Below are 24,070 nucleotides of genomic sequence, written 5' to 3' on the forward strand. Positions count from 1 at the left end.
GGGGGGGCCACCCCCCCTCGGGGGGCTGGCTGGGTGGCGCGCCCGCCCCCCCCCCGGGCTGGGGGCGGCCCGGTTTACCCTACCCGGGTCCCCCCCATTCCGCACGGGTACTACCCCTGTCCGAGCTCCTTGGCGGCTTCGGTGAGGTCCTTCGCCGTGTCGATGGCCCGCCAGTAGGCGCCGTGCGGGAGCGGGTACCCGGCCAGCCTGCGCTCGCGGGCCAGCCGGGGGAACGTCGTCCGCTCGTGGTCGCCCCGGTCCGGCAGCAGCGTCGTGAATTCCGGGGAGAAGACGTACACACCGGCGTTGATCAGATACGGCGACGGCGGCGACTCGATGAAGTCGGTGATGTGCCCGAACGCGTCGGTCTCCACGGCACCCCAGGGGATGCGGGGACGGGCCAGGGCCAGGGTGGCGGTCGCATCGCGTTCGGCGTGGAACGCGGCCATCTCGCGCAGGGAGAAGCGCGTCCAGATGTCGCCGTTGGTGGCGTACCAGGGCTGCTCGGGGTCGGGGAGCCGGGCGGCGGCGTACTTCAGCCCGCCGCCGCGGCCCAGCGGCTCGGACTCCACGACGGTCGTCACGCGCAGCGGCAGCACTGCCGAGTCGAGCCACTCCTGCAGCACCTCTGCGAGATGACCGCACGACACCACGGCGTCGGTCACGCCTTCGGCGGCCAGCCAGGAAAGCTGATGGCCGATGATCGGCGTCCCGGTGCCCGGGATCTCGACCATCGGCTTGGGGCGGTCATCGGTGTACGGGCGCAGCCGCGACCCCTGGCCACCTGCCAGGACCACGGCCTGCGTCGGATACGTATGCATGCCAGGCACGATATGCGGTGCCCGGAGCGGCCGGTCAGCTGAACCGGGCGACGCCCGAGGCGAAGGACGTGTCGCAGACGGGGCGCGAGAAGCGGTGGGCGTGGGTGGGGCCGTACTTCTCGACGGCGGCGCGGCCCAGGGCCTTGGCGATCGACATGCAGTGCCGGGCGAGCGAGGGGCGGCCCTCGACGGAGCGCTGGAGGTCGGTGAGCGCGACCGCCGGGTCCTTCTCCCGGAGCTCCAGGAGCAGCCGGTCACGGAGGGCGTCCTGCGGGGTGCGCGTCTTGGCGCGCTCGGAGATGTCGTGGGCCGACGCGGTCAGCACCTGCGGCTCGGAGCCGTGCGCTGCCCACGGCACGCTGGTGACGGCGAGGGTCCCCGAGAGGACCATCACGACGGGCAGGACGAAGGCGAGGGATCGGCCGATGCGGCGCGCAGTGTGGGTCACGCAGCGAGCGTAGCGGGCAGTGATGATATGGCGACAATTCGTCACTCTTGAGGGGGATGGTTCGAGGGTGCTTTTCGAATCCGGTGTTGACGAACGGAGCCGAAATGACCGGTGTGCCGGGGAATCCGGCGCCGTGAGGATCCAAACCCGACGGCGCCCCGTGGCGCGCGAACGGCCCCGCACGCAGAACGTGCGGGGCCGCTGTGGTGCGGGTGTGCGGTGTGTCAGTCGGTGAGACGGGCACCCGTCGAGGTCGAGAAGACGTGCAGCTCGTCCGGGCGCGGCACGACGTGCAGCTTGGTGCCCTTCTCCGGGACGGCACGGCCGCCGACGCGGACGACCAGGTCCTTGTCCTCGCCGCCGACCCGCGCGGAGCCGTAGACGAAGCCGTCGGCGCCGAGCTCCTCGACGACGTTGACCGAGACGGCCAGACCGGCCGGGGCGTCGGCGCTGTCCTTCGAGAGGGACTTCGCGGCGGCGCCGCCGTGCTCGACGATGTCGAAGTGCTCGGGGCGGATGCCGACCGTGACGGTGGTGTCGCCCTTGTCCGCGGCGGCGGAGAGCGCCTCGCGGGAGACCGGGACGACGCTGTTGCCGAACTTCACGCCGCCGTCCGTGATCGGGACCTCGATCAGGTTCATGGCGGGGGATCCGATGAAGCCGGCCACGAAGAGGTTCGCCGGCTTGTCGTACATGTTGCGCGGCGAGTCGACCTGCTGGAGCAGACCGTCCTTGAGGACCGCGACCCGGTCACCCATGGTCAGGGCCTCGACCTGGTCGTGCGTGACGTACACGGTCGTGATGCCCAGACGGCGCTGGAGCGAGGCGATCTGCGTACGGGTGGAGACACGGAGCTTGGCGTCGAGGTTCGACAGCGGCTCGTCCATGAGGAAGACCTGCGGCTCACGGACGATGGCGCGGCCCATCGCGACACGCTGGCGCTGACCACCGGAGAGCGCCTTCGGCTTGCGGTCCAGGTACTCGGTGAGGTCCAGCATCTTGGCGGCCTCTTCGACCTTCGCCCGGATCTCGGTCTTGTTGACACCGGCGATCTTGAGCGCGAAGCCCATGTTGTCCGCGACGGTCATGTGCGGGTACAGCGCGTAGTTCTGGAACACCATGGCGATGTCCCGGTCCTTCGGGGGCAGGTGCGTGACGTCGCGGTCACCGATGCGGATCGCGCCGCCGTTGACGTCCTCAAGACCCGCGAGCATGCGCAGGGAGGTCGACTTGCCACAACCGGAAGGACCGACGAGGACGAGGAACTCGCCGTCCGCGATGTCGATCTCAAGCTGGTCCACGGCCGGCTTCGTGGAGCCGGGGTAGACGCGGGACGCCTTGTCGAACGTGACACTGGCCATGCTGAATCTTCTCCTCCACCGGCAGGAACGTGCCGGACGATCCGAGTGCGGGAGTGGTCTGGTCCACTTGAGTGAACCTTCAGCGACGCTACCTGGCCATTTCGAATCTGTCAGTAGTTCGACGTCCCCGAAATTTCAGGACCGCGCGGGGTGCGGCGTTGGTTACACTGCTCCGGCACGCCTCCTTAGCTCAGCTGGCCAGAGCAACGCACTTGTAATGCGTAGGTCGTCGGTTCGAATCCGACAGGGGGCTCCGTCGAGACCCAGGTCGGATCCTCTCCGACCTGGGTCTTTCCGTTCCCTGGCCGAGCCCCGCGGGCGCATAGGTTCGGATGCCCTTCGGGTGTCCTGCCGTGCGTCCTCCCGGTGGCCGCAGCGGTGTGGTGCGTCGGCCAGGGCCTTTCGTTCGGATCAGGCCGGATCACGGTTGAGGTCGACCTCGGGCCGGGGCGGACGCGCGTCGCACCGGCGGGCCGCGAGGGGCGCCGGCCGCGCTCGTCGGGATCAGGTTCCGCGCCGCCGGTGTCCGCATCCCCGGACCGCGCCCCCGCTGACCGGGGGCAGCGGGTGTCCGGGCCGGGGCGGGCCAGGGCGCGGCCGAGGGGGGCAGGGCGTGCAGCACCACGCAGCCCCTTCGTGTGCCGGTGACGAGTCCCGCCCGGCGCAGGATGTCCCGGCTGTGCTGGGCGCGCTCCAGGTGGAACATCTCGCCGATCACCGGGAGTTGGGGTGCGAGCAGCTCGCGGTGGTACGTGGTGAGGGCGGACCGGGGCTCCCGGCGGGCGGTGCGGTCGCCATCGGCGAGCCGGCGGGCCCGGGGAGGTGGGGCGCGCCGCCGGAGATGCATGGCGAGTTCGGTGCGCAGCCGGGCGGCCGGGGTGGCGTGGATGAGGTCGAGCGAGGTGTCGAAGCTGTCGGTGCCGGACGGGGTGAGGAAGTCGGGGAAGTCTCCCAGCCGCGGGACGAGGGTGGTCACGTACCGGATGAGGGCCCTGAGGTCCCGTCCGGCGCAGTGGGTACGGACGTGGCGCAGCCAGGGCGCGTGGGCGGACGGCGGACGGCGGACGGCGGGCGTGGGGGGCTGGAGGATGTGGAGGCTGTTGACCAGTTCCCACATGTCGTCCGGGCGTGCCGCCACGGGTGGTCCGGGCCAAATCGTCGGCGGTGAAGTGGATTCGCGGTTTCATCGTTCCCCCGATTGATGAACCGAGCGGTGGTCCGGGCGTTTTCGCTGTGGTGCAAACACCTGGTCCCCGGGCCGCTCCCGGTTTCATTGTGTGAGGGCCCCATGGGTGGGTGGTAAGCGAAGAAGATCCGCGGTCCGGACCGGGGTCGCGGTGTCGCACAAGGGGGAATGCCATATGCGCAGGTTCCGGAGCGTGCTTTCCAGGACCGTCGCGGCGGTCGCCGTGGTGGCGGCCGGCTCGGTGCTGACGCTCGGCGGGAACGCCGCCGCGGCGGAGGCGGCGGCCACGATCCACGGCTGTCCGTCGGGGGCCGTCTGCCTCTGTCCGAAAGGCAGTTGGGCCAACGACGAGCCCACCTGCATCCTCTACGGCTACGGCGCCCACAAGATCTGCAACCAGTACGGCACCAAGCGGATCCACAACCACCAGACCGGTGGCGCCACCGCCCGTAACTGCCACGACGCCGCCGGGAACAACTGTGGCGGTTACCAGCAGGCCAACACGTTCGCCGACTACGACTACACCCCGTACAACTCCATCCGGATCGTCAAGTGACGGAATCGGCCTGAGTCGTAGGTGGTGGAGCTGAGGGCTTGCGGGGAATTGGAGGGCCGATTCCCCGCAAGCCCTTTCGGTTTTGCTTCCGGATTATTTCTTCAGTTGTCGTTCTCGGATTGTTCGCGGAACTGTCCGAAGCGTTCGGCGACAATCGGGAGCCGGTCGGCGGCCAGGGCGTGCGCGGCGGCCCGGGGGGTGCTCCTCTCGGCCTCGGCGCGGGCCAGTATCTGGTCGACCAGGGCGCGCATGGACCGGCGGGTGTACGCGAACGCCTCGTCGGCGTCGGCGCCGATGTCACCGAACAGGGTCCACCACCACCAGGCGTTCGTGCCGGAGTTGACGACGACGTCCGGCAGCACGGTGATGCCGCGGGCGGCCAGCAGGGCCTCCGCCTCCGGCACCACCGGCATGTTGGCGGCCTCGACGATCCAGCGGGCGGTGATGCCCGCCTGGTTGGTGGTGTCCACGGCGTACGAGACGGCGGCCGGCACCAGTACCTCGGCGTCGGCCCTCAGCCAGGCGTCGGCCGGCAGTTCGCGGTCCTCGGCGCGGAGTGCGGCGCGGTCCACGGCACCGTGGCCGTCGCGGGCGGCGAGCAGCGCCTCGACGTCCAGACCGGCGGGGTTGGCGATGGTGCCCTTGATGTCGGCGACCGCGACGACGCGCAGCCCGGCGCGCGCCAGGAAGCGGGCGGTGGCGCCGCCCATGGTGCCGAGGCCCTGCACCGCGACGCGGGTGCCGCGGTGGGCGACACCGGCCCGGTCCAGGGCGGTGAGAACCGATTCGGCGACGCCGCAGCCGCCGACGAGCTCGTCCAGGCCGATGCCGTCCACGTCGATGGCGAACGCGTCGGCGAGGCGTCGCCGGGCGGCCTCCTCGTCGTCCAGGAGCGGGTAGACCGCCTGGATGGAGGAGACCAGGCCCGCCTCGGCGGCCGCCCGGTCGACCCGGTCCTGGGTGAGGCCGAGGTCCTCGCCGGTGGTCCAGAAGTGCTCGATGTAGGGGCGTACGGCGCGCAGGTAGCGGACGAGGACGCCGTGGGCGGCGGGGTCGCGCGGGTCGCAGTCGATGCCGCCCTTGGCGCCGCCCAGCGGGATGTAGCGGCCCTGCGGGTTGTAGTGCAGCGCCTCCTTCATCGTCATGCCGCGGGCCAGGCCGGTGACCTCCTCCAGCGTGCAGCCGGGGCGCATCCGCAGTCCGCCGCTGGAGACGCCGCGCACCAGGCGGTCGATGACCAGGTGTCCCTGGTGCCCGGTCTCCTGGTCGGTCCAGGTGAGGGAGATCAGGGGAGGGGTGGGGTCGGTGGCGGTCATCGGGGGAGCTCCTCGGAGGCGGAAACGGGTGCGGGGACGGGCGCGGGGGCGGTGGTGAGGGGGACTGCGATGAGGGTGGGGCCCGGGGTGTCCAGGGCGCGGCGCAGTGCCTCCGCGAGCGCCTCGGGCGAGTCGGCCCGCACTCCGTGGCCGCCGTAGGCGCGGGCCAGGGCGGGCAGGTCGACGGGCGGCAGGTCGACCGCGGTGGGGCGGTCGCCGCGGGACACCATTTCGTCGCGGATCTCGCCGTAGCCGCCGTTGTCGAAGACCACGACGGGCAGGGGGAGCCGCAGCTGTGCGGCCGTGGCCAGTTCCTGTACGGAGAACTGGAGGCCGCCGTCGCCGCTCAGGGCGACGACCGGACGGGCGGGGTCCGCGGTCTTCGCGCCGATGGCGGCGGGCAGCGCGTAGCCGAGCGTGCCGAAGCCCGTCGGGTGCAGATAGCGGCCCTCCGGGCCGATGGGCAGGTGCGGGATCGCGCCGTAGTAGCAGCACTGGGCGCTGTCGGAGGTGAGCACCGCGTCCGCCGGGAGCGCCGATCCGATGGCCGCCAGGTACGGCAGCAGGTGCGCGTCCTGGCTCCGGGTCTCGGCGTTCCTCTCGTGCCGCAGCGCGGTGACGGCCCGGTGGACGGTGTCGATGCCGGCGGCGGGCGCCGGGGCGCTCGGCAGTGCGTCGAGCAGGGCGCGCAGGGTGTGGCGGGCGTCGCCGGTCAACGGGATGTCGGCGGGCAGTCCCGCGTACATCTGGGCCGGATCGATGTCGGCCCGGACGAGCGTGCCGGTGAGTGCGGGCAGGGGCTCCCACAGGTCGGACTCGGCGAGTTCGGTGCCGACGGCGAGCAGTACGTCGGACTCCGCCAGCCGACGCCGGACGGCCCGGCTGTGCAGCGAGACGCCGAGCGACAACGGGTGGGTCTCCGCCACGATCCCCTTGCCGTTGGCGGAGGTCACCACAAGGGCGCCCAGCTCCTCGGCCAGCCGCAGGCACTCGGCGGCGGCGCCGCGCGCTCCGCCGCCGAGCACGATCGCGGGCCGGGCGGCCGAGCGCAGTGCCTCGCCCGCCGCCGCGAGTGCGCCCGGGTCCGCCGTCGCCGGGGAGAGCGGCGGGGCGGTCCGTACCGGCCCGGCAGGTTCGGCGGCGGTGAGCAGGTCCAGCGGGACCTCGATGTGTACGGGGCGGGGGCGCCGCGTACGGAAAAGGGTGAAGGCGCGGGCGACCGCCACGCCGATCTCCTCGACCGAGGACACCCGGTGGCTGACGGCCGCGATGCCCCGCAGCGCCTCGGTCTGGCTGCGCATCTCGTGCAGCAGGCCGGTCGGCTGCCGGGGGTGGCGCAGCGGCATGCCCGGTGAGACGACGAGCAGCGGGACGCTGTCGGAGTACGCCTGGCCGACGGCGGCCGCGATGTTCAGCAGGGCCGGTCCGGTGGTGGTGATCGCCACGCCGGGCCGGCCGCTGACCCGGGCGTAGGCGTCGGCGGCGTAGCCCGCGCCCTGCTCGTGGCGGGGGGTGAGGTGGTCGATCCGGTGGGCGGCCAGGTGCCGGTAGATCTCCAGGTTGTGGGTGCCGGGAATGCCGAACGCCCTGGTCACACCGTGTGCGGCGAGCGCCCGGACCAGGGCCTCCCCGCCGGTGAGCAGGGTGCGGGCGGCGGGGGGATCCGACATGGTGACTTCAGGCACTGCACAGGCTCCTTACTGAATGAGTAGTCAGTATTCGGAGTGTGGATCGCCCGTGTCAATGCGCGCGAGTGCTGAACGTGTGTTCAGTTGTCGGGGTGGCCGTCGGGGCTGCTCATCGGGGCGGGAGTCGCATCGCCAGTCCGTCCAGGACGACTTCCAGGCCGTACGCGAACTTGGCGTCGCGGATCTCCTCGGGGGCGGTGTCCGAGGGGGCGGCGAAGGAGTCGGCGAGGTGGTCGTGTTCGGCCGCGGCCTGCTGGGCGGCCGGCAGGAGGCGGGCGATGAAGTCGGCCTCGGTCTCGCCGGAGCGGGCGACGGTGGTGAGCCAGGCCGCCTCGGTGGTGCCGGCGCCGATGACGTAGGTCATGACGGTGTCGATCGCGCGGCTCGGCTCCGGGAAGCCGGCGGCGGCGAACAGGGCGGCCAGCCGTTCGGAGAACGACATCAGGTTGGGGCCCAGGTAGGCGAGGCCCGCCTGGCCGAGGACCGAGGCCAGCCAGGGGTGGCGCAGGGCCGTCGAGCGGAAGGAGCGGGCGGCCCCGGTGGCGGCGGCGCGCCAGTCCGGGGTGTCGGCGGCGGGGACCTCGATCTCGGCGAACACCTCGTCCACCGCGAGTTCCATCAGCTCGTCCTTGGTCGCGACGTGCCGGTAGAGCGAGGTCGCGCCGGCGTTCAGCCGGGCGCCGAGCTTGCGCATGCTGAGCGCCTCGATGCCGTCGGCGTCCAGCATCGCGATCGCCTCGCGCACGATCGCGGCCCGGCTGAGCGCGGGCTGGTCGGGCTCGCGCTGCTGGCGGGTCCACACGGACGGGATCGGGTTGGTCCTGGCTGCCATGACGTCTCCTCCTCGGGTGCGTACACCGTTCGCATCGAGCGTACATGAGGGGTTGTTGCGCACGGCGTACTCGTCTGCGTACAGTGTTCGCACCGCAGGAACGATGTGCGCACCGAGGGGATGGTGTGCGCGATCAATTCGAAGGGGGAGACTCATGGAAACCGTCACGGAGACCCGTGATCCACGCCGCTGGTGGATCCTGATCGTGCTGTGCCTCAGCTCGCTGGTGCTGGTGGTCGACAGCATGGCGCTGACCGTCGGGGTGCCGTCGATGACCGAGGACATCGGCGCGAGCGCCCAGGACACGCAGTGGATCCTCGACTCGTACATCCTGGTCTTCGCCGGTCTCCTGCTCACCTCGGGCAGCCTCGGCGACCGGTTCGGCCGCCGGAAGGTCATGATCATCGGCCTGTTGCTCTTCGGGGCGGCGTCGCTGGCCGCGACCTTCTGCACGAACCCCGGTGAGGTGATCGCCGCCCGGATCGCGATGGGTGTCGGCGGGGCCCTGATCATGCCGTCGACGCTGTCGATCCTCATCACCGTCTTCGACGAGCAGGAGCGCGGCCGGGCGATGGCGGTGTGGAGTTCGGTGGCGATGCTCGGACTGGTCGGCAGTCCGGTGCTCGGCGGTGTGCTGATCGACCACTTCTCCTGGCACTCGATCTTCTTCATCAACGTTCCGGTCGTGGTCCTCGCCGTCCTCGCGGGCCTCACTCTCATGCCGGAGTCGAAGGGGCCGTGGCAGAAGGCCGATCCGCTCGGCGCCGTGCTCTCCGCCGTGGGCATGACCGCGCTGGTCTGGTGGATCATCGAGATCCCGCAGCACGGTGCCTTCGGCGGCCGGTCCCTGATCACCCTGGCCGTCGCGGTCGTCGCCCTTGTCGGGTTCGTGGTCTGGGAGAACGTCACCGCCGCGCCGATGGTGCCGCTGGTCCTGTTCAAGCACCGCAACTTCAGCGGAGGTTCGCTGTCGCTGACCCTCGTGCAGATCGGCAACGGCGGACTGCTGCTGGTGTTCACCCAGTACCTGCAGTTCGTACTCGGCTATTCGCCGGTCGAGGCGGGCCTGGCGTTCGTGCCGCTGGCCGTCGCGGCGCTGGCCGGCAATGTGGTGGGCAGCGGGCTCGCCGCGAAGACCGGCAACCGCCTGCTGGTGCTGGCCGGAATGATCGTGATGGCCGGTGCCTTCGCACTGCTGACCTCCGTCTCGCAGGACACCGGGTTCACGCTCCCGGCGGTCGCGCTCGGTCTGCTCGGCCTCGGCGCGGGGGTGGCGATGCCGGCCGCGATCGGCGCGCTGATGGGCACCATCCCGCCGGAGCAGGCGGGGGTCGGCTCGGCCCTGAACGACACCATCCAGCAGGCCGGCACCGCGCTCGGCATCGCGATCCTCGGCTCGCTCCTGTCCAGCGGCTTCGCCCGCGAGATGCCCGCCGACGCCCCCGAGCAGGCGAAGCGTTCGATCACCGACGCACTGTCCCTGGCCCACGGCGACACCGGCCTGATCCGGGCCGCCCGGGACGCCTTCACCTCCTCGATGTCGACCACCTTCACCATCAGCGCGATCGGCGTCCTCGCGGCCGCGGTCCTGGCCGCCCTGGTCATGCGCGACACCGCGCCCGGGTCCGAGCCCGACGCGGCCCCGGCGGAGGAGTCCGAGCTCGTCGCCTGACCCCACGACGCGGGACGGCCGGTGTGCCGGCGCCCCCGAGGTGGGGGCACCGGCACACCGGCCGACTCGCGTCGTGGGGGCGGGGCGCGGCCGACGGCGTACGGGGGCAGATCAACGGGTCGCCGCACAAGGGCGGCCGGATTCGCCTGGCGTGCGGTGCGGCCGGGACGGTTCGAGGGCCCGGAGACCGTAGACCGGAGGCACCGTGGAAAGCCCTGTCCGTTCGCGCGTATCGGCGTACGCGATCGCCACCGTGCGGGACCAACTGCTGCTGACCCGGCTCTCCGAGTCCTCCCCGGTCTTCGAGCCCGGCCTCTGGCACCTGCCCGGTGGCGGGATCGACCCGGGCGAGCAGCCGAGGGAGACGCTGGAGCGCGAGCTGTACGAGGAGACCGGCCTCGAACTCCTCGACGCCCGGCTGTTGGACGCGCGGGCGTATACGGCCCACCGGCTCGGGATCGGCTGGAATCTGGTGGGGCTCTTCTACCGCGTCGAGCTCAAGACCGGCCTGCCGACCGTCACCAGGACCGATGACTCGACGAGCGCCGTCGCCTGGATGGCGCCGGCCGGACTGGACGACTCGACGCTCTCCCCGGCCACGGTCGACGCGCTCGCGATGATCGGCGCTCGGAGGGGCGGGCGGCGGCCGGACGCCGGGGCGGGGCGGTGAGGCGGATGGATATTCGTCTGTGGCGGGGCGGGTGCCCGGGACGGCGGACCGGACGTCGAGCGGGTCCGCCGGGTCGGTGAACGGGTTTGCACGGGTGCGGGAGAGATGCATGCCGATGAAGCGGAGCTCGATGTCCCTCTCGTACGGAGGCTGATCGGAGCGCAGTTTCCGCAGTGGGCAGAGCTTCCGCTGGAACCGGTCGACTCCTCCGGGACGGACAACGCCATGTGCCGGCTGGGCGAGGACATGCCCGTACGGCTCGCGGCCCGCTCGCGGCACGTGATCGGGGAGGCGCCGGCGGACCACCGGTCCAGTGTGTGAACCTCCCGGCCCCCGTCCCGTCGTTCGCCCGTCCCCGAAGTCCACGGCCGGCCCATGGCCGTAACTCGGATGCGTACGCCGGTGGAAGGGCGGGCGGCGGCTTCGGAGCGCGTTGCGTCCGGCAGCCGGAAGGAGCCCTTACGTTCCCCCGCATGAGGCTGAGAGATTTCCCTGCCCCGACCAGAAGGCGTGGGCAGAACAGGCTGGGACGTTGGACCGCGGGCGGGCTCGGTGTGCTCGGGCTGCTGGCGGCAGGGCTGGGGCTGCCGGGGCAGACGGCCGCCGCGCAGCCCGTGGGCGTACCGCTGGTGGACGAGACGTTCACCGGGGCCGACGCGAACGCGGAGTTCGAGGCGTTCGGGCCCGCCTGTCTGACCGGCGCGCCCGAGTCCCCGGCGCCCGGCCCCGGCACCCATCCGCTCACCGGCTGCCCGGCCGGCGCGACCGGCCCCGTACCGCCGAACAACGCGGCACCGCACGGCTATCTGAGGCTGACCGACGCGTCCAACGACCAGTCGGCCGCGGTGCTCTACAACCACGCGCTCCCGGCCAACCAGGGCATGGTCACCACCTTCGAACAGTGGCAGTACGGCGGTACGACCAACCCTCCGGCCGACGGCATCTCGTTCTTCCTCATCGACGGCGCCGCGTCGCTGACCTCGCCCGGGGCCTTCGGCGGCAGCCTGGGCTATGCGCAGAAGCTCCCCGACGACGATCCGGCCGGGACGTTCCTGCCGGGTGTCGACCGCGGCTACCTCGGTGTCGGCCTGGACGTCCTCGGCAACTACTTCGGTGACTGGGAGCACCGCGGCAACGGCTGCGCCACCCGCTCCCCGGCCGGTACGTCATTCCGGATCCCGGCGCCCGGCGCGAACATGGTGACGCTGCGCGGGCCGGGCGACGGCACCGAGGGCTACTGCTTCCTCGATGCGACGACCAGCAATTTCTCGACGGCCGGGCCCTGGCCCTCCACACTGCCGGGGCAGTTGCAGGGGCCGACCACCTCGGTGCCGCCGGACTCCACCCCGCAGGAGGCCGAAGCACTGCTGGAGCCCTCGCGCCGCACGGTGACCGTCGAGGTCTCCCCGTCGCCGAACCCGGTGGTCACGGTCTCGATCGACTTCCACGACGGCAACGGCACCCAGCAGGTGCTTTCGACCCCGGCGCCCCAGCCGGTGCCCAGCACCTACAAGTTCGGCTTCGCCGCTTCGACCGGACTGTTCACCGACGTCCACTTGATCCGGAACCTCAGCGTCCACCCGGCCGCCGCGCTGCCCCGGCTCAACCTGGTCAAGCAGGTCTCCCAGAACCCGCCGCTGCCGACCCCGCTGACGCCGGGCACCGAGGTGCCGTACGAGTACGTGGTGACCAACAGCGGCAACGTCCCGCTGACGGACGTGAACGTCACCGACGACCGGGTCACCGGCATCATCTGTCCGAAGACCACGCTCGCCGTGGGCGAGACGACGACCTGCACCGGCGGATACACCGTCACCCAGGCGGACGCCGCGGCCGGTTCGGTCACCAACACCGCCACCGCACACGGACGGGACGGCGGCACCCCGATCGATTCGCCGCCCGACGACGTCACCCTTGAGGTCCGGTCCGGGCCCGGGATCCGGCTGGAGAAGTCGGCCGACGACACCCGTGTGTACGAGGTCGGCGACGAGGTGACGTACACGTACACCGTCACCAACACCGGCCCCCAGGAGCTGACGGGGGTCTCGGTCACCGATGACCGGGTGACCGGTGTGACCTGCGAGGCGACCACTCTCGCTCCGGCCGGGCAGTCCGGTGACAGCACCACCTGCACCGGCACCTACCGGATCACGGACGCCGACGCCGATCAGGGATCGGTCACCAACACCGCGACCGCGCAAGGCCGGTCCGGCTCCACCGCGGTGGAGTCGGAGCCCGACGACGTGACCGTGCTGGTCGCCTCCGAACTGGGGCTGCACCTGGAGAAGTCGGCCGACGACACCCGTGTCTACCGGGCCGGCGACGAGGTGACGTACACCTACACCGTCACCAACACCGGCAACGCGACGCTGACCGGCGTCGGGGTCACCGACAGTCTCGTGCCGGACGTGACCTGCCGGTCGACGACGCTGGCCCCGGGGGCCGTCACCACCTGCACCGGCAGTTACACCGTCACCGAGGCGGACGCCGCGCGGGGGACGGTCATCAACGTGGCCGCCGCTCAGGGGCGGTCCGGCTCCACGCAGGTGGAGTCGGAGCCGGACAGTGTCCGGCTGCGGGCCGGGACCGAGCCGGGGCTGCGGCTGACGAAGACGGTGGACGACTCGCGCAAGTACGAGGTGGGCGACGAGGTGACGTACACGTACACCGTCACCAACACCGGTTCGCAGGAGCTGACGGGGGTCTCGGTCACCGATGACCGGGTGACCGGTGTGACCTGCGAGGCGACCACCCTCGCTCCGGCCGGGCAGTCCGGTGACAGCACCACCTGCACCGGCACCTACCGGGTCACGGCCGCCGACGCCCGGCGCGGCGAGGTCGTCAACCGCGCGGTGGCCACCGCCGAGAACGGGACCGTCCGGTCGAACCAGGACCAGGCCCGCATCTCCGTCGCGAAGAAGCCGTGCGACGGCAAGCACGACAAGAAGTGCAAGCCCAAGCCGAAGCCGTGCCACGACAAGCACGACAAGAAGTGCAAGCCCAAGCCCAAGCCGTGCCACGACAAGCACGGCAAGCACGGCAAGCACGGCAAGCACGGCAAGCACGGCAAGCACGGCAAGCACGACAAGAAGTGCAAGCCGAAGCCGAAGCCGTGCCATGGCAAGAGCATTTGCCACCTGAAGTGACACGGCCCCGCTGAGCCGACCGAACGAACCACGGGCACCCGCCACCACCCGGTGGCGGGTGCCCGTGGTTTCTTCGGGTCAGTGCCGCCCGGCCAGCCGGTCAGCGGCCTTCGCGATGGGGTCCGTGCCGGGGCGCGGCGAGGTGAGTTCGCGGCGGTCGGCGGCGCGGTAGGCGGCGTACATGCCGTGGACGCCGAGCCAGCGGAAGGGTTCCGGCTCCCAGCGGCGGACCTTGTGGCCGACCCAGGGGAGGGTGGTCAGATCGGTGGGCCCCGACTGGCCGGAGTCCTGCTGGATCAGGTCGCGCAGGGTACGGGCGGCCAGGTTGGTGGTGGCGACGCCGGAGCCGACGTAGCCGCCCGCCCAGCCGAGCCCGGTGGAGCGGTCGAGGGTGACCGTGGCGCACCAGTCCCGGGGGACGCCGAGGACGCCGGACCAGGCGTGGTCGATGCGGGCGCCCGCGGTGGTGGGGAAGAGGCGGACGAGGATGTCGCGGAGCGCCTCGATGGTGGCGGGCCGGGTGCGGCCGTCATTGTCCGTGCCGGAGCCGAAGCGGTAGGGGACGCCGCGGCCGCCGAGCGCGATGCGGTCGTCGGCGGTGCGCTGGGCGTACATGTAGGCGTGGGCCATGTCGCCGAGGGTCTCGCGGCCGTCCCAGCCGATGGTGTCCCAGACGGACCGGGGGAGCGGTTCGGTGGCGATCATCGAGGAGTTCATGGGGAGCCAGGTGCGCCGCTGGCCCTTGAGGCTCGCGGTGAACCCCTCGGTGCAGCGCAGGATGTACGGGGCGCGGACGGTGCCGTACGGGGTGTGCGCGTGCTTGGGCTTGATCTCGGTGACGGGTGTCGACTCGTGGATGGTGACGCCGAGCGCCTCGACGGTCGCGGCGAGCCCCTTGACGAGTTTGACCGGGTGCAGCCGGGCGCCGTGCGGGGTCCAGGTGGAGCCGACGGCGCCGGTGACGTTGACGCGTTCGCAGGTCTCGCGGGCGCCGTGCAGGACGCGGTCGGTCTCGCCGAAGGCGATCTCGACGGAGTGGAAGTCCTTGAGCCTGGCCAGCTGTGCGGGTGTGTAGGCGACTTCGAGTACGCCGCCCTGATGGATGTCGGCGTCGATGTCCTCCTCGGCGGCCACCCGGACGACCTCGTCGACCGTCTCGTTCATCGCCCGCTGGAGCCGGACGGCGGCCTCGTGGCCGTGGAGCTTCGCATAGCGGTCGCGGCCCGCGATGCCGTTGTAGAGCCAGCCGCCGTTGCGCCCGGAGGCGCCGTAGCCGCAGAACTTGGCCTCCAGCACGGTGATGTTGAGGAAGGGGACGGCCTTCTTGAGGTAGTAGGCGGTCCACAGCCCGGTGTATCCGCCCCCGACGATGCAGATGTCGGCGGTGGCGTCGCCGGGCAGAGGCTCCCGGGCGATGGGGGTGCCTCGGTCCGCGTACCAGAACGATATGCCGCCGTTGACGGTGCTGACGGTGCTCATGTTGCCCCTGCTTTGTCCGGTGTGAAGCCCTGTTGTGGGTGGCCTGGCTCTGCGTTGTCTCTGGCTTTCACTGCGTTGTCCTGGAGCGGGACGTTACTGCGCACCCGGTGTTCCCGTCCTGTGCCGGGAGCGGGTCAGTGGGTAACAGGCGAGGCCGATGAGCACGGCGGTGAAGTGGCCGAGGTCGGTGAAGGAGCGGCCGGTGACGAGGGGGATGCCGTAGAAGACGAGCACGGCGAAGAGGTACACGTACTGCCAGGGCTGCGGGATGCGGTACGTGAGCACGGCGATGACCCCCGCGAGCGCGTAACTGACACCGACGTCGAGGGTGCTCGCCGCCGACCAGGGCACGTGCCCGTGCCGGATCGCCCAGGCCAGTACGCCCTCGCTGGCGAGGGAGGCGAGGACGTGCGCCAGTACGACGACGGCGAGCCAGCGCAGGGTGCCGAGCCAGCGCTCGGCGGGGGCGTGGAAGACGGTGTACAGCACGGCGTAGGGGATCCAGCGGCCGCCGTCGATCCAGAACGCGCTGGTGATCAGGACGCGCAACGGGTCCTGGGTGAGCTCGTGGATGTTGGTCGAGCGCTGGCGCAGGAAGTCCTCTTCGAAGTCCGGTGACATCTGGTGGACGATGACCGTGGTGACGAAGAGCGCGGCCAGCCAGACGTACGTGCCGGGCGCGCTGCGGATCCATGATCCGACGCTGCGGAGCCACGAGCCGGCGGCGGCGCGATGCCGGGTGGGCGGTGCGGGGCTGCTCGGAGTCATATCCGATTGACGCACGGCCCGGTGATCGTCGGCGTGATCGACATTCCGGACGGGGCGGGGTCGGCGGCGTACGGGCCGGTGCTTACGCTGCCCCCATGATTCGTACCGCTGCCCCCGCCGATGTCCCCGTCATCCACGCCATGGTCCGTGAGCTGGCCGAATACGAGAAGGCCCTGCACGAGGTCGAGGCCACCGAGGAGCAGCTGCATCAAGCGCTGTTCGGCGAGCGGCCCGCCGCGTACGCGCACATCGCGGAGTCCGACGACGGCGAGGTGGTCGGGTTCGCGCTGTGGTTCCTGAACTTCTCGACCTGGCGCGGGGTGCACGGGATCTACCTGGAGGACCTGTACGTGCGCCCGGAGCGGCGCGGCGGCGGGCACGGGAAGGCGCTGCTGGCCGAGCTGGCACGGATCTGTGTGGAGCGGGGCTACGGACGCCTGGAGTGGTCGGTGCTGAACTGGAACGCCCCGTCCATCGCGTTCTACGAGTCGCTGGGCGCGCGGCCGCAGGACGAGTGGACGGTGTACCGGCTGACGGACGGGGCATTGGCGGAGCTGGGCGGTGCGTCCGGCGGCCGCACGTCTGCTTGAGACCGGCTCCCCGTCCGTGGAGCGGCCGGGCTTCGCCCGTGGAGCGGCCCGGCTCTTCGCCCGTGGAGCGGCCGGCCGGGGCTCGGACGCCCCGAGGGCGAGCACGGCCGCCGTCGGGCGCTGCTGAGTGCGGGACGGTTCGCGGGGGCGTGTCCGTGGCATCGGGGCGGCGGCGTTGTCAGTGGCATGGGTCACGATGGAGGGCATGGCACGCAGCAACAGCAGGAAGACGGACACCATCGCGGCGGCCCGGCGGCCCGAGGTGCGGCTCCCACCGCTCGTTCCGTACGACGGGGGAGGACTGGAGCCGGACGGCGACTACGACGGCGTGCGGTTCGACGGGGTGGATCTCGCGGACGAGTCGGGTCCGGGGGCCCGGTTCATGGACTGCGCGCTGGACGGCTGCGCGCTGGACCGTGCGGAGCTGGTCAGGGCCCGCTTCATCGATTCGGTGCTGACCGGCGTACGGGGTGTGGGCACCGACCTCGCGGGGGCGTCGCTGCGCGACGTGGAGGTGGTGGACGCACGGCTGGGCGGGGTGCAGCTGCACGGTGCGGTGCTGGAGCGGGTGCTGGTGCGTGGTGGGAAGATCGACTACCTGAATCTGCGGAAGGCGCGGCTGAAGGACGTGGTCTTCGAGGGCTGTGTGCTGTCCGAGCCGGATTTCGGGGACGCGCAGCTGGTGCGGGTGGAGTTCCGGGACTGTGTGCTGAAGCGGGCCGACTTCAGCTCCGTACGGATGGAGTCGGTGGACCTGCGCACGGTCGCGGAGCTGGACATCGCGCGTGGGGTGGAGCGGCTGGCCGGTGCGGTGATCAGCCCGGCCCAGCTGATGGAGCTGGCGCCGGCGTTCGCGGCGCAGATCGGGGTGCGGGTGGAGGCTTAGCCCGCCGGGCCGGCCCGGACGCGGGGTTCAGACACGGGGTTCAGACGCGGGGTCCGGATACGGGGTTCAGATACGGGGGAAGCGGGCCTGGAGGTCCCAGATCACGGGGTTGTCGGCGAGGCCCTCGTGCATGTCGGCGAGGTCGGCGATCAGGTCGTGCAGGAAGTCGCGGGCCTCGCGGCGCAGCAGCGAGTGGCTGAAGGTGAGCGGGGGCTCGTCGCCGGGCATCCAGTCGGCCTCGACGTCGACCCAGCCGAAGCGGCGCTCGAAGAGCATCCGGTCGGACGACTCGGTGAAGTCCAGCTCGGCGAACTGCTGCCGGTGCGAGCGGTTGCCGCGCGGGTCCTGGTCGATCTGCTCGACGATGTCGCACAGCGCCCACGCGAAGTCGAGCACCGGCACCCATCCCCAGGCGGTGGACACCTCGCGGTCCTCCTTGGTGTCCGCGAGGTAGACGTCCCCGGAGAACAGATCGTGCCGCAGGGCGTGGACGTCCGCGCGGCGGTAGTCGGTCTGCGGAGGATCGGGGAAGCGTCGGGAGAGGGAGTAGCCGATGTCGAGCACGCTTCGATGGTGTCATGCCCGGGGACGCACCGGCGCCGTGCGGGCCGGGCACGGGCTACGGCAGCAGCCGCTGCTCCTTCGCCACGGCCACGGCGCCCGCCCGGGTGTCGACGCCGAGCTTGTCGTAGATCCGGCCGAGGTGGGTCTTGACCGTGGCCTCGCTGATGAACAGGGCACGGGCGATGTCCCGGTTGCCCAGGCCCTGGGAGAGCTGCGCCAGGATGTCGAGCTCGCGGTCGGTGAGGGTGGGCAGGGGCTTGCGCATCCGGGCCATGACACGGCTGGCCACCGGCGGGGAGAGCGTCGTACGGCCCTGGGCCGCCGAGCGGATCGCGGCGAAGAGCTCCTCGGGGCGCTCGGCCTTCAGCAGATAGCCGGTGGCGCCCGCCTCGATGGCCCGGGTGATGTCGGCGTCCGTGTCGTACGTGGTGAGGACCAGCACGTGGACGCCGGTGGCGGAGATGCGGCGGGTGGCCTCCACGCCGTCGATGCCCTCGCCGAGCTGGAGGTCCATCAGGACGACGTCCGGGGTGAGCTTGGCGGCCAGGGCGACCGCCTCCTCGCCGCTGCCGGCCTCGCCGACGACCTCGATGTCCGGTTCGCTGCCGAGGAGGGCGAGGAGCCCGGCGCGTACGACGACATGGTCGTCGCAGAGCAGGATGCGTACGGGCGGCGTCGCGGTCATACGAGGTCCTCCGGGGCGGTCGGCGGGGCGGTGGCGGTGAGGGGGACGGCGGCGGACAGCACCGTACCCTCGCCCGACACCGACTCGATCGTCAGCGTGCCGCCGAGCTGGTGCAGCCGGGCGCGGATGGCGGGCAGCCCGTGACCGCGCACGCTGCCGGTGGCCCCGGTGCGTCCGGTGGGTACGAAGCCCTGCCCGTTGTCGGCGATGTCCAGGACGACCCGGTCGTCGAGGTGGGTCAGCGTCAGCGCCGCCTCCGTCGCGTTCGCGTGCTCCTTCACATTGGCCAGCGCACCCTGTGCGATGCGCAGCAGTGCGGACTGCACCCGGTCCGGCAGCGCGGTGAGCCGCTCGCCCTCCACATGGCAGCGGACGGTCAGCCGCCCCTGCCCCTGCGCCGTCTCCCGCGCGGCCAGTGCGTGCAGGGCCGCCTCCAGGCCGCCGCCCTCCGCGAGATCGGCCGGCGCGAGGTCGTGGACGAAGCGGCGGGCCTCGGCGAGATTGCGTTCCGCGATGCCGGTGGCGGTACGGACATGGCGGCGGGCGGTGCCCGGGTCGGTGTCCCAGGTGCGGTCGGCGGCCTGGAGCAGCATCTGCTGGCTGGACAGGCCCTGCGCGAGGGTGTCGTGGATCTCCATGGAGAGCCGCTGGCGTTCGGCGAGGGTTCCCTCGCGGCGTTCGGTGGCGGCCAGTTCGCGGCGGGTGCGCAGCAGGTCGTCGATGAGTTCGCGCTGTCGCTCGGACAGTTCGCGCTGACGCACGGCCTGGCGCTGCATATGGACGAAGACCGCCGTGGCGACCGCGGCGACGGCGGGCGGGGCGAGCACCAGATTCGGGTCGAAGCCCTCGGCCAGCCGCAGTTGGGCGGCCACGACGAACAGCGTGAGCAGGGCGACGAGCGCGAGTGCGGCGCGCGGCGGGAGGATGCGCAGCCCGGTGAAGAAGAGCGGCACCGCACACCACGCGAAGCTCGGCGCGAGGACGACCAGCACCATCCACACGGCGACCAGCACCCCCAGCCACACCAGGGAGCGCGGCGTCGGGCGCGAGCCGAGCACCGGCCCGAGCACGTACAGCACGGCGATGGCGACGGAGAGCGCGATGATCCACGGGGTGCGGGCCTCGCCGGGGTGGCGCAGCAGAAAACGGGTGAGCGAGGCGCCGAGCAGCAGGAAGAAAGCGGTGTGCATCAGAGCCGTGAGCCACCGGGCGTCCGGGTCGCCGGCCCGGTCCCGGACCGTGTTCCCGGGCGTCCTGCCCGTCCCCGGGGCCAGGTCCGTGACCATGCCCGCGCCGGGTGCCGATCGGCTTCGGTGCTTCACGTCGTACCTCTCGCTCCTCACCGTCAGCGCGCCGCTGAGCTGCACGGACACCCCCATGGTCACCCCGGACGACCACCCCCGCATCAACCGATCGGCCGATGGGGCCGTCGACCGTCCCGCGTGCGGCGTCGAGCCGGTCCGTCGACCGTGCGGTGCCGGTCGCGGCCGGAGGATCGAACCCGGAGCCGGACAAGCTCGTCCACCGGCCCACACACCCTGATCCACCGCCGCTGAGGAGTCCACCATGAAGAAGCTGTCGCTGCGCACCCGCGTCCTGACCGGTGCCGTCGCCGTCGCCGCCCTCGGCGCGGGCACCTTCGGCGCCATGTCCGCCAACGCCTCCACCCCGGCCGCCGCCCCCGCCGCCGCGGTCAAGGCCGACGCCGCGAACGGCAACCTTCAGCAGACCACCCACCTGACCGTGGCCGCCGCCACCGAGGCCGCCCGGGCGACCCTCGACGCCGCGAAGAAGGAGAACCAGCGCGTCTCCGTCGCCGTCGTCGACCGCAACGGCAACACCATCGTCACCCTGCGCGGCGACGGCGCCGGCCCGCAGTCCTACGAGGCGGCCCAGAAGAAGGCGTTCACCGCCGTCTCCTGGAACGCCCCCACCTCCGAGCTCGCCAAGCGCCTCACCAACGCCCCCACCCTCAAGGACATCCCCGGCACCCTGTTCCTCGCCGGCGGCGCCCCGGTCCAGGTCAGCGGCGCCCCGGTGGCGGGCATCGGTGTGGCCGGCGCCCCGAGCGGCGACCTGGACGAGAAGTTCGCCCAGGCCGGCGTCGCCTCCCTCGCCCGGTAGCGGGCAGCCCGGCCCGTCGAGCACGCCCAGCAACAGGAGTACGAGATGAACGCCCTCGATCGACAACTGCTCGACGCCGCACGCACCGGTGACACCTACCGGGTGCGGTCCGCGATCGAGGGCGGCGCCCGGGTCGACTGCCGCGACGAGGAGCTGCGCACCCCGCTGCTCCTCGCCGTCCACGGCGACCACGTCGAGGCCGCCCGGCTGCTGGTCGAGGTGGGCGCGGACCCCGACGCACAGGACCGGCGCGAGGAGCGCCCCTGGCTGGCGACCGGGGTCACCGGCAGCGTCCCGATGCTGCACGTGCTGCTGCCGGCCGGCCCCGACCTGAAGCTCCCCAACCGCTTCGGCGGCATCGCGCTGATCCCGGCGAGCGAGCGAGGCCACGCCGCCTACGTACGGGAGCTGCTCCGGGTCACCGACATCGACGTCGACCACGTCAACCGGCCCGGCTGGACGGCCCTGCTGGAAGCCGTGATCCTCGGCGACGGCGGCCGGGCGCACCAGGACGTCATCGGACTCCTGCCGGCGGCCGGTGCGGACGTGGACCTGCCGGACGGCGACGGGACGACCGCGCTGGAGCACGCGGAGCGCCGCGGCTTCGCGGACATCGCCGCCCGGCTGCGGGACGCCCGGTGAACGTGCGCCACGCGGTGGTGGCACTCGCCGCGGCCGCGGTCCTCGCGGGCTGCGCGGGCGGCGCCCCGGACGCCCCGGCCGCGCCCCGTACGCAGGGCAACGCGTCCGCCGGCGCAGCGACCACCCCTGCCTCCCCGGCCCCGTCCTCCACCCCGTCGGAGCCCTCCGCCGCGGCCACCCCGCACGGCACGCTCCTCGTCGCCGACTTCGGCGCCGACACCGTGACCTTCGTCGACCCGGACCCCGGCCACGACCGGCACACGCTCGGCTCCGTCGAGGTCGGCACCGCCCCCTACGGCCTCGTCGTCGACGACCAGGGCATCGCCTGGGTGACGACCGCCGAGGGCGTCGCGGTCGTCGACACGGCGACCCGCACCCGCCTCGCCCGGATTCCGTACGAGACGCCGACCGGCCCCGCGACGACCGGCGAGTACCGGGGCGGCGGCATGGGCATCGCCCTGGCCCCCGACGGCCGGCACGTCTACGTCGGCGTCAATGTGCCCGGCCGCGACGGTGTGCTGGAGATCGTCGACACCGCGGCCCGCGAGGTGACCGGCACGGTCCCGGTGGGCCGCCGCCCCTTCGACGTGGACGTCTCGCCGGACGGCACCGAGGTGTACGCCACCGGCCACGACTCCTTCGACGTCACGGCCGTGAGCACGGCCGGCCGCGAGGCGCGCCGCTTCGAGGTCGCCCCGTACGGCACCGAGGGCGGCCTCGGCTCCTGGCTGAAGCCGCACTACGCCGTGGTGCGCCCCGCCGACGGCAGGCTGCTGCTGCCGTTCGAGGGCGAACGGCTCGTCGTCCTCGATCCGCGCACCGGGCGGAGCACCGTCGAGCCGATGACCGCCGACACCCACCAGCACGGTGCGACGCTCGCCCCCGACGGCACCCTGCTCGTCGTCGGCACCGGTCCGATCCTCTCCGACGACAGGGGCCCGTCCCTGACCGTCCGTACCCCCGGGGGCTCCGAGCGGGTCGTACCGCTGGACGGGCCGCACGAGGACGTGACGGTCTCCGCCGACGGCCGGACGGCATACGTCACCGAGGGCTTCACGCGCGACGGGTACGGCAACGGCATCACCGTCGTCGACCTCACGGGCAGGAAACGGCCGTTCGAGGTGGCCGCGGGCGCCCGTCCGCTGGGGATCGCGATCCTCTGAGCGATATCCCGCGAATCGGACATTCGATGTCTAGGATCGCCGGTGTGGACCATCGACCGGCCAGTGAGCGAACACCTGTCCGCCGCACGGCTCGCGCCGCCGCTCTCGTCCTGCTGGTGCTGACGACGTCCACCGGCTGCACCGGCGGTGTCGAGGGCAGGCCCGGTGCCGCCGGTCTGCGCGACCCGTACTTCCCGAAGCTCGGCAACGGCGGCTACGACGTCACGCACTACGACCTCGTGCTCGACGTGGACCCGGCCGCCCGACGGCTGACCGGCACCGCCACGATCACCGCGCGCGCCACCCAGGACCTCAGCGCCTTCAACCTCGACCTCGACGGACTCACCGTGCGCTCCGCGACCGTCGAGGGCCGTCCCGCCGCCGTCAACCGGGCGGGCCACGAGCTGACACTGCGCCCGGACGCCGAGGTCGGCGACCATCTGCGCAAGGGCCGCACCTTCCGTACGGTGGTCCGCTACTCGGGCTCCCCGAAGACCATCACCGACCCCGACGGGTCGAAGGAGGGCTGGCTGAGGACCGCGGACGGCTCGGTCGCGCTCGGCGAACCGACCGGCTCGATGGCCTGGTTCCCCGGCAACAACCACCCCAGTGACAAGGCGTCGTACGACATCTCCGTCACCGTCCCCGAGGGGCTGACGGCGGTGTCCAACGGAGAGTTGGCCTCCCGGCACGGCTCGGGCACCACCACCACGTTCCGCTGGCACGTCCCCGAACCGATGGCGAGCTATCTCGCGACCGTCGCCATCGGCCGCTTCGACACGAAGTCGTCGACCACCGCGGACGGCATCGAGGTGTTCACCGCCGCGGACACGACGGTGGCGGCGGACAGCGCGCGGATCCTCGCCCGGGTTCCCGAGGTCGTGAAGTGGGAGGCGGAGCGGTTCGGCCCGTACCCCTTCTCCGCCACGGGCGCGATCGTCGAGCGCCGCGGGGACGCCGGGTACGCCCTGGAGACCCAGAACCGGCCCGTCTTCGCCGGGCCGCCGGACGCCGGGCTGCTCGTCCACGAGATGGCCCACCAGTGGTTCGGGGACTCGGTCACGCCCGAGAGCTGGCGCGACATGTGGCTCAATGAAGGCTTCGCGACCTACGCGGAGTGGCTGTGGGAGGCCGACAAGGAGGGCGTCCCGGTCCAGGACCTGTTCGACGCCGCCTTCGAGGACGACGACAACTGGGCCTTCCCGCCCGCCGATCCGCCGACGGCCGCGGACATCTCGCAGGCACCGGTCTACGGGCGCGGGGCGATGGTCGTCCACAAGGTCCGGCAGGCTGTGGACGACGACAAGCGGTTCTTCGCGCTCGTCAGGGGCTGGACGAAGGCCCACCGGCACGGCAACGCGTCGACCGCCGACTTCACCGCCTATGTGGACAGGACGACCGGCCAGGATCTGACGGAGCTGTGGGACACCTGGCTGTACGGCAGGAGCCGGCCCGCCCCGAAGGACTGACCGG

23 protein-coding genes and 1 tRNA gene are annotated in these 24,070 nt (G+C 72.1%); 12 read left to right on the forward strand and 12 right to left on the reverse strand.

From position 1 onward, the window contains the following. Positions 1-110: 110 nt before the first annotated feature. The 3 genes from ACFVH0_RS06275 to ACFVH0_RS06285 all read right to left on the reverse strand — a co-directional run bounded on the left by ACFVH0_RS06275 (position 111) and on the right by ACFVH0_RS06285 (position 2,630). Positions 111-821 (reverse strand): NDP-sugar synthase, encoded by a 711-nt coding sequence (locus ACFVH0_RS06275; protein ID WP_385818330.1) that lies wholly within the window; start codon positions 819-821, stop codon positions 111-113. Between the two features lie 34 nt (positions 822-855). Then, entirely contained in the window at positions 856-1,269 is a 414-nt protein-coding gene (locus tag ACFVH0_RS06280) for a hypothetical protein (protein ID WP_385818331.1), read from the reverse strand. A gap of 224 nt (positions 1,270-1,493) precedes the next feature. Next, complete coding sequence (locus tag ACFVH0_RS06285) at positions 1,494-2,630, reverse strand: ABC transporter ATP-binding protein (RefSeq protein WP_093540284.1); 1,137 nt, start codon at positions 2,628-2,630, stop codon at positions 1,494-1,496. A 179-nt stretch (positions 2,631-2,809) separates the two neighbouring features. Here ACFVH0_RS06285 and ACFVH0_RS06290 point away from each other — a divergent pair. Beyond that, a tRNA-Thr gene (locus tag ACFVH0_RS06290) sits at positions 2,810-2,883 on the forward strand. A 168-nt stretch (positions 2,884-3,051) separates the two neighbouring features. Here ACFVH0_RS06290 and ACFVH0_RS06295 read toward each other — a convergent pair. Continuing rightward, positions 3,052-3,768, reverse strand: coding sequence for a hypothetical protein (locus ACFVH0_RS06295; RefSeq protein WP_385818332.1), 717 nt, complete (start codon positions 3,766-3,768; stop codon positions 3,052-3,054). A gap of 241 nt (positions 3,769-4,009) precedes the next feature. Between ACFVH0_RS06295 and ACFVH0_RS06300 the strand changes: the two genes are divergently transcribed. Next, positions 4,010-4,372: a hypothetical protein gene (locus tag ACFVH0_RS06300; RefSeq protein WP_385818333.1), complete on the forward strand. Its 363-nt coding sequence runs from the start codon at positions 4,010-4,012 to the stop codon at positions 4,370-4,372. Between the two features lie 101 nt (positions 4,373-4,473). Here the strand turns inward: ACFVH0_RS06300 and ACFVH0_RS06305 are convergent, their stop codons facing one another. From ACFVH0_RS06305 to ACFVH0_RS06315, 3 genes are all read right to left on the reverse strand, one after another. After that, positions 4,474-5,688: a Glu/Leu/Phe/Val dehydrogenase dimerization domain-containing protein gene (locus ACFVH0_RS06305; RefSeq protein ID WP_385818334.1), complete on the reverse strand. Its 1,215-nt coding sequence runs from the start codon at positions 5,686-5,688 to the stop codon at positions 4,474-4,476. After that, positions 5,685-7,373, reverse strand: a complete 1,689-nt coding sequence (locus tag ACFVH0_RS06310; protein WP_385818335.1) for a 5-guanidino-2-oxopentanoate decarboxylase — start codon at positions 7,371-7,373, stop codon at positions 5,685-5,687. The genes ACFVH0_RS06305 and ACFVH0_RS06310 overlap by 4 nt, the downstream gene beginning before the upstream one ends. A gap of 112 nt (positions 7,374-7,485) precedes the next feature. Next, positions 7,486-8,208 (reverse strand): TetR/AcrR family transcriptional regulator, encoded by a 723-nt coding sequence (locus ACFVH0_RS06315; protein ID WP_385818336.1) that lies wholly within the window; start codon positions 8,206-8,208, stop codon positions 7,486-7,488. 154 nt (positions 8,209-8,362) lie between these two features. Between ACFVH0_RS06315 and ACFVH0_RS06320 the strand changes: the two genes are divergently transcribed. The 4 genes from ACFVH0_RS06320 (at position 8,363) to ACFVH0_RS06335 (ending at position 13,696) form a co-directional block, all read left to right on the forward strand. Then, on the forward strand, positions 8,363-9,880 hold the full coding sequence (locus tag ACFVH0_RS06320; RefSeq protein WP_385818337.1) for an MFS transporter: 1,518 nt from the start codon (positions 8,363-8,365) through the stop codon (positions 9,878-9,880). 205 nt (positions 9,881-10,085) lie between these two features. Next, a complete protein-coding gene (locus ACFVH0_RS06325) occupies positions 10,086-10,550 on the forward strand; it encodes an NUDIX hydrolase (protein ID WP_385818338.1) in 465 nt (154 codons plus the stop codon). 105 nt (positions 10,551-10,655) lie between these two features. Then, positions 10,656-10,871, forward strand: a complete 216-nt coding sequence (locus ACFVH0_RS06330; RefSeq protein WP_385818339.1) for a hypothetical protein — start codon at positions 10,656-10,658, stop codon at positions 10,869-10,871. A gap of 152 nt (positions 10,872-11,023) precedes the next feature. Then, positions 11,024-13,696: a hypothetical protein gene (locus ACFVH0_RS06335; protein WP_385818341.1), complete on the forward strand. Its 2,673-nt coding sequence runs from the start codon at positions 11,024-11,026 to the stop codon at positions 13,694-13,696. A gap of 78 nt (positions 13,697-13,774) precedes the next feature. On the opposite strand, the gene ACFVH0_RS06340 is transcribed toward ACFVH0_RS06335, so the two are convergent. Further along, a complete protein-coding gene (locus ACFVH0_RS06340) occupies positions 13,775-15,175 on the reverse strand; it encodes an NAD(P)/FAD-dependent oxidoreductase (RefSeq protein WP_385818342.1) in 1,401 nt (466 codons plus the stop codon). A gap of 93 nt (positions 15,176-15,268) precedes the next feature. Further along, positions 15,269-15,943, reverse strand: coding sequence for a rhomboid-like protein (locus ACFVH0_RS06345; RefSeq protein ID WP_385818344.1), 675 nt, complete (start codon positions 15,941-15,943; stop codon positions 15,269-15,271). Positions 15,944-16,038: 95 nt separating this feature from the next. Here ACFVH0_RS06345 and ACFVH0_RS06350 point away from each other — a divergent pair, with 95 nt between their 5' ends. Continuing rightward, positions 16,039-16,533 carry a GNAT family N-acetyltransferase gene (locus ACFVH0_RS06350; protein ID WP_385818346.1) on the forward strand — a complete coding sequence of 165 codons (495 nt, stop codon included), beginning with the start codon at positions 16,039-16,041 and terminating at the stop codon, positions 16,531-16,533. A 196-nt stretch (positions 16,534-16,729) separates the two neighbouring features. Beyond that, positions 16,730-17,419, forward strand: coding sequence for a pentapeptide repeat-containing protein (locus ACFVH0_RS06355; RefSeq protein WP_385818347.1), 690 nt, complete (start codon positions 16,730-16,732; stop codon positions 17,417-17,419). A 66-nt stretch (positions 17,420-17,485) separates the two neighbouring features. Here ACFVH0_RS06355 and ACFVH0_RS06360 read toward each other — a convergent pair whose 3' ends face one another. The 3 genes from ACFVH0_RS06360 to ACFVH0_RS06370 are packed head-to-tail and all read right to left on the reverse strand — an operon-like array spanning position 17,486 to position 19,990. Then, a complete protein-coding gene (locus ACFVH0_RS06360) occupies positions 17,486-17,983 on the reverse strand; it encodes a hypothetical protein (RefSeq protein WP_385818348.1) in 498 nt (165 codons plus the stop codon). A gap of 55 nt (positions 17,984-18,038) precedes the next feature. Then, positions 18,039-18,668 (reverse strand): response regulator, encoded by a 630-nt coding sequence (locus tag ACFVH0_RS06365; protein WP_385818349.1) that lies wholly within the window; start codon positions 18,666-18,668, stop codon positions 18,039-18,041. Next, complete coding sequence (locus ACFVH0_RS06370) at positions 18,665-19,990, reverse strand: sensor histidine kinase (RefSeq protein WP_385818351.1); 1,326 nt, start codon at positions 19,988-19,990, stop codon at positions 18,665-18,667. Before ACFVH0_RS06370 ends, ACFVH0_RS06365 begins: the two co-directional genes overlap by 4 nt. 244 nt (positions 19,991-20,234) lie before the next feature. Between ACFVH0_RS06370 and ACFVH0_RS06375 the strand changes: the two genes are divergently transcribed. From ACFVH0_RS06375 to ACFVH0_RS06390, 4 genes are read left to right on the forward strand one after another with little or no spacing between them, the layout of a single operon-like run. Next, entirely contained in the window at positions 20,235-20,792 is a 558-nt protein-coding gene (locus ACFVH0_RS06375) for a heme-binding protein (RefSeq protein WP_385818352.1), read from the forward strand. A 45-nt stretch (positions 20,793-20,837) separates the two neighbouring features. Then, the gene (locus ACFVH0_RS06380; RefSeq protein ID WP_385818354.1) at positions 20,838-21,434 is read left to right on the forward strand and encodes an ankyrin repeat domain-containing protein; all 597 of its coding nucleotides are present in this window, start codon (positions 20,838-20,840) and stop codon (positions 21,432-21,434) included. Further along, positions 21,431-22,597, forward strand: a complete 1,167-nt coding sequence (locus ACFVH0_RS06385) for a YncE family protein (protein ID WP_385818356.1) — start codon at positions 21,431-21,433, stop codon at positions 22,595-22,597. Before ACFVH0_RS06380 ends, ACFVH0_RS06385 begins: the two co-directional genes overlap by 4 nt. 26 nt (positions 22,598-22,623) lie before the next feature. Further along, positions 22,624-24,066, forward strand: a complete 1,443-nt coding sequence (locus tag ACFVH0_RS06390) for a M1 family metallopeptidase (RefSeq protein ID WP_385818357.1) — start codon at positions 22,624-22,626, stop codon at positions 24,064-24,066. Positions 24,067-24,070: the final 4 nt, after the last annotated feature.

It is taken from the genome of Streptomyces sp. NPDC127117 (assembly GCF_042677325.1).
Classification (GTDB): domain Bacteria; phylum Actinomycetota; class Actinomycetes; order Streptomycetales; family Streptomycetaceae; genus Streptomyces.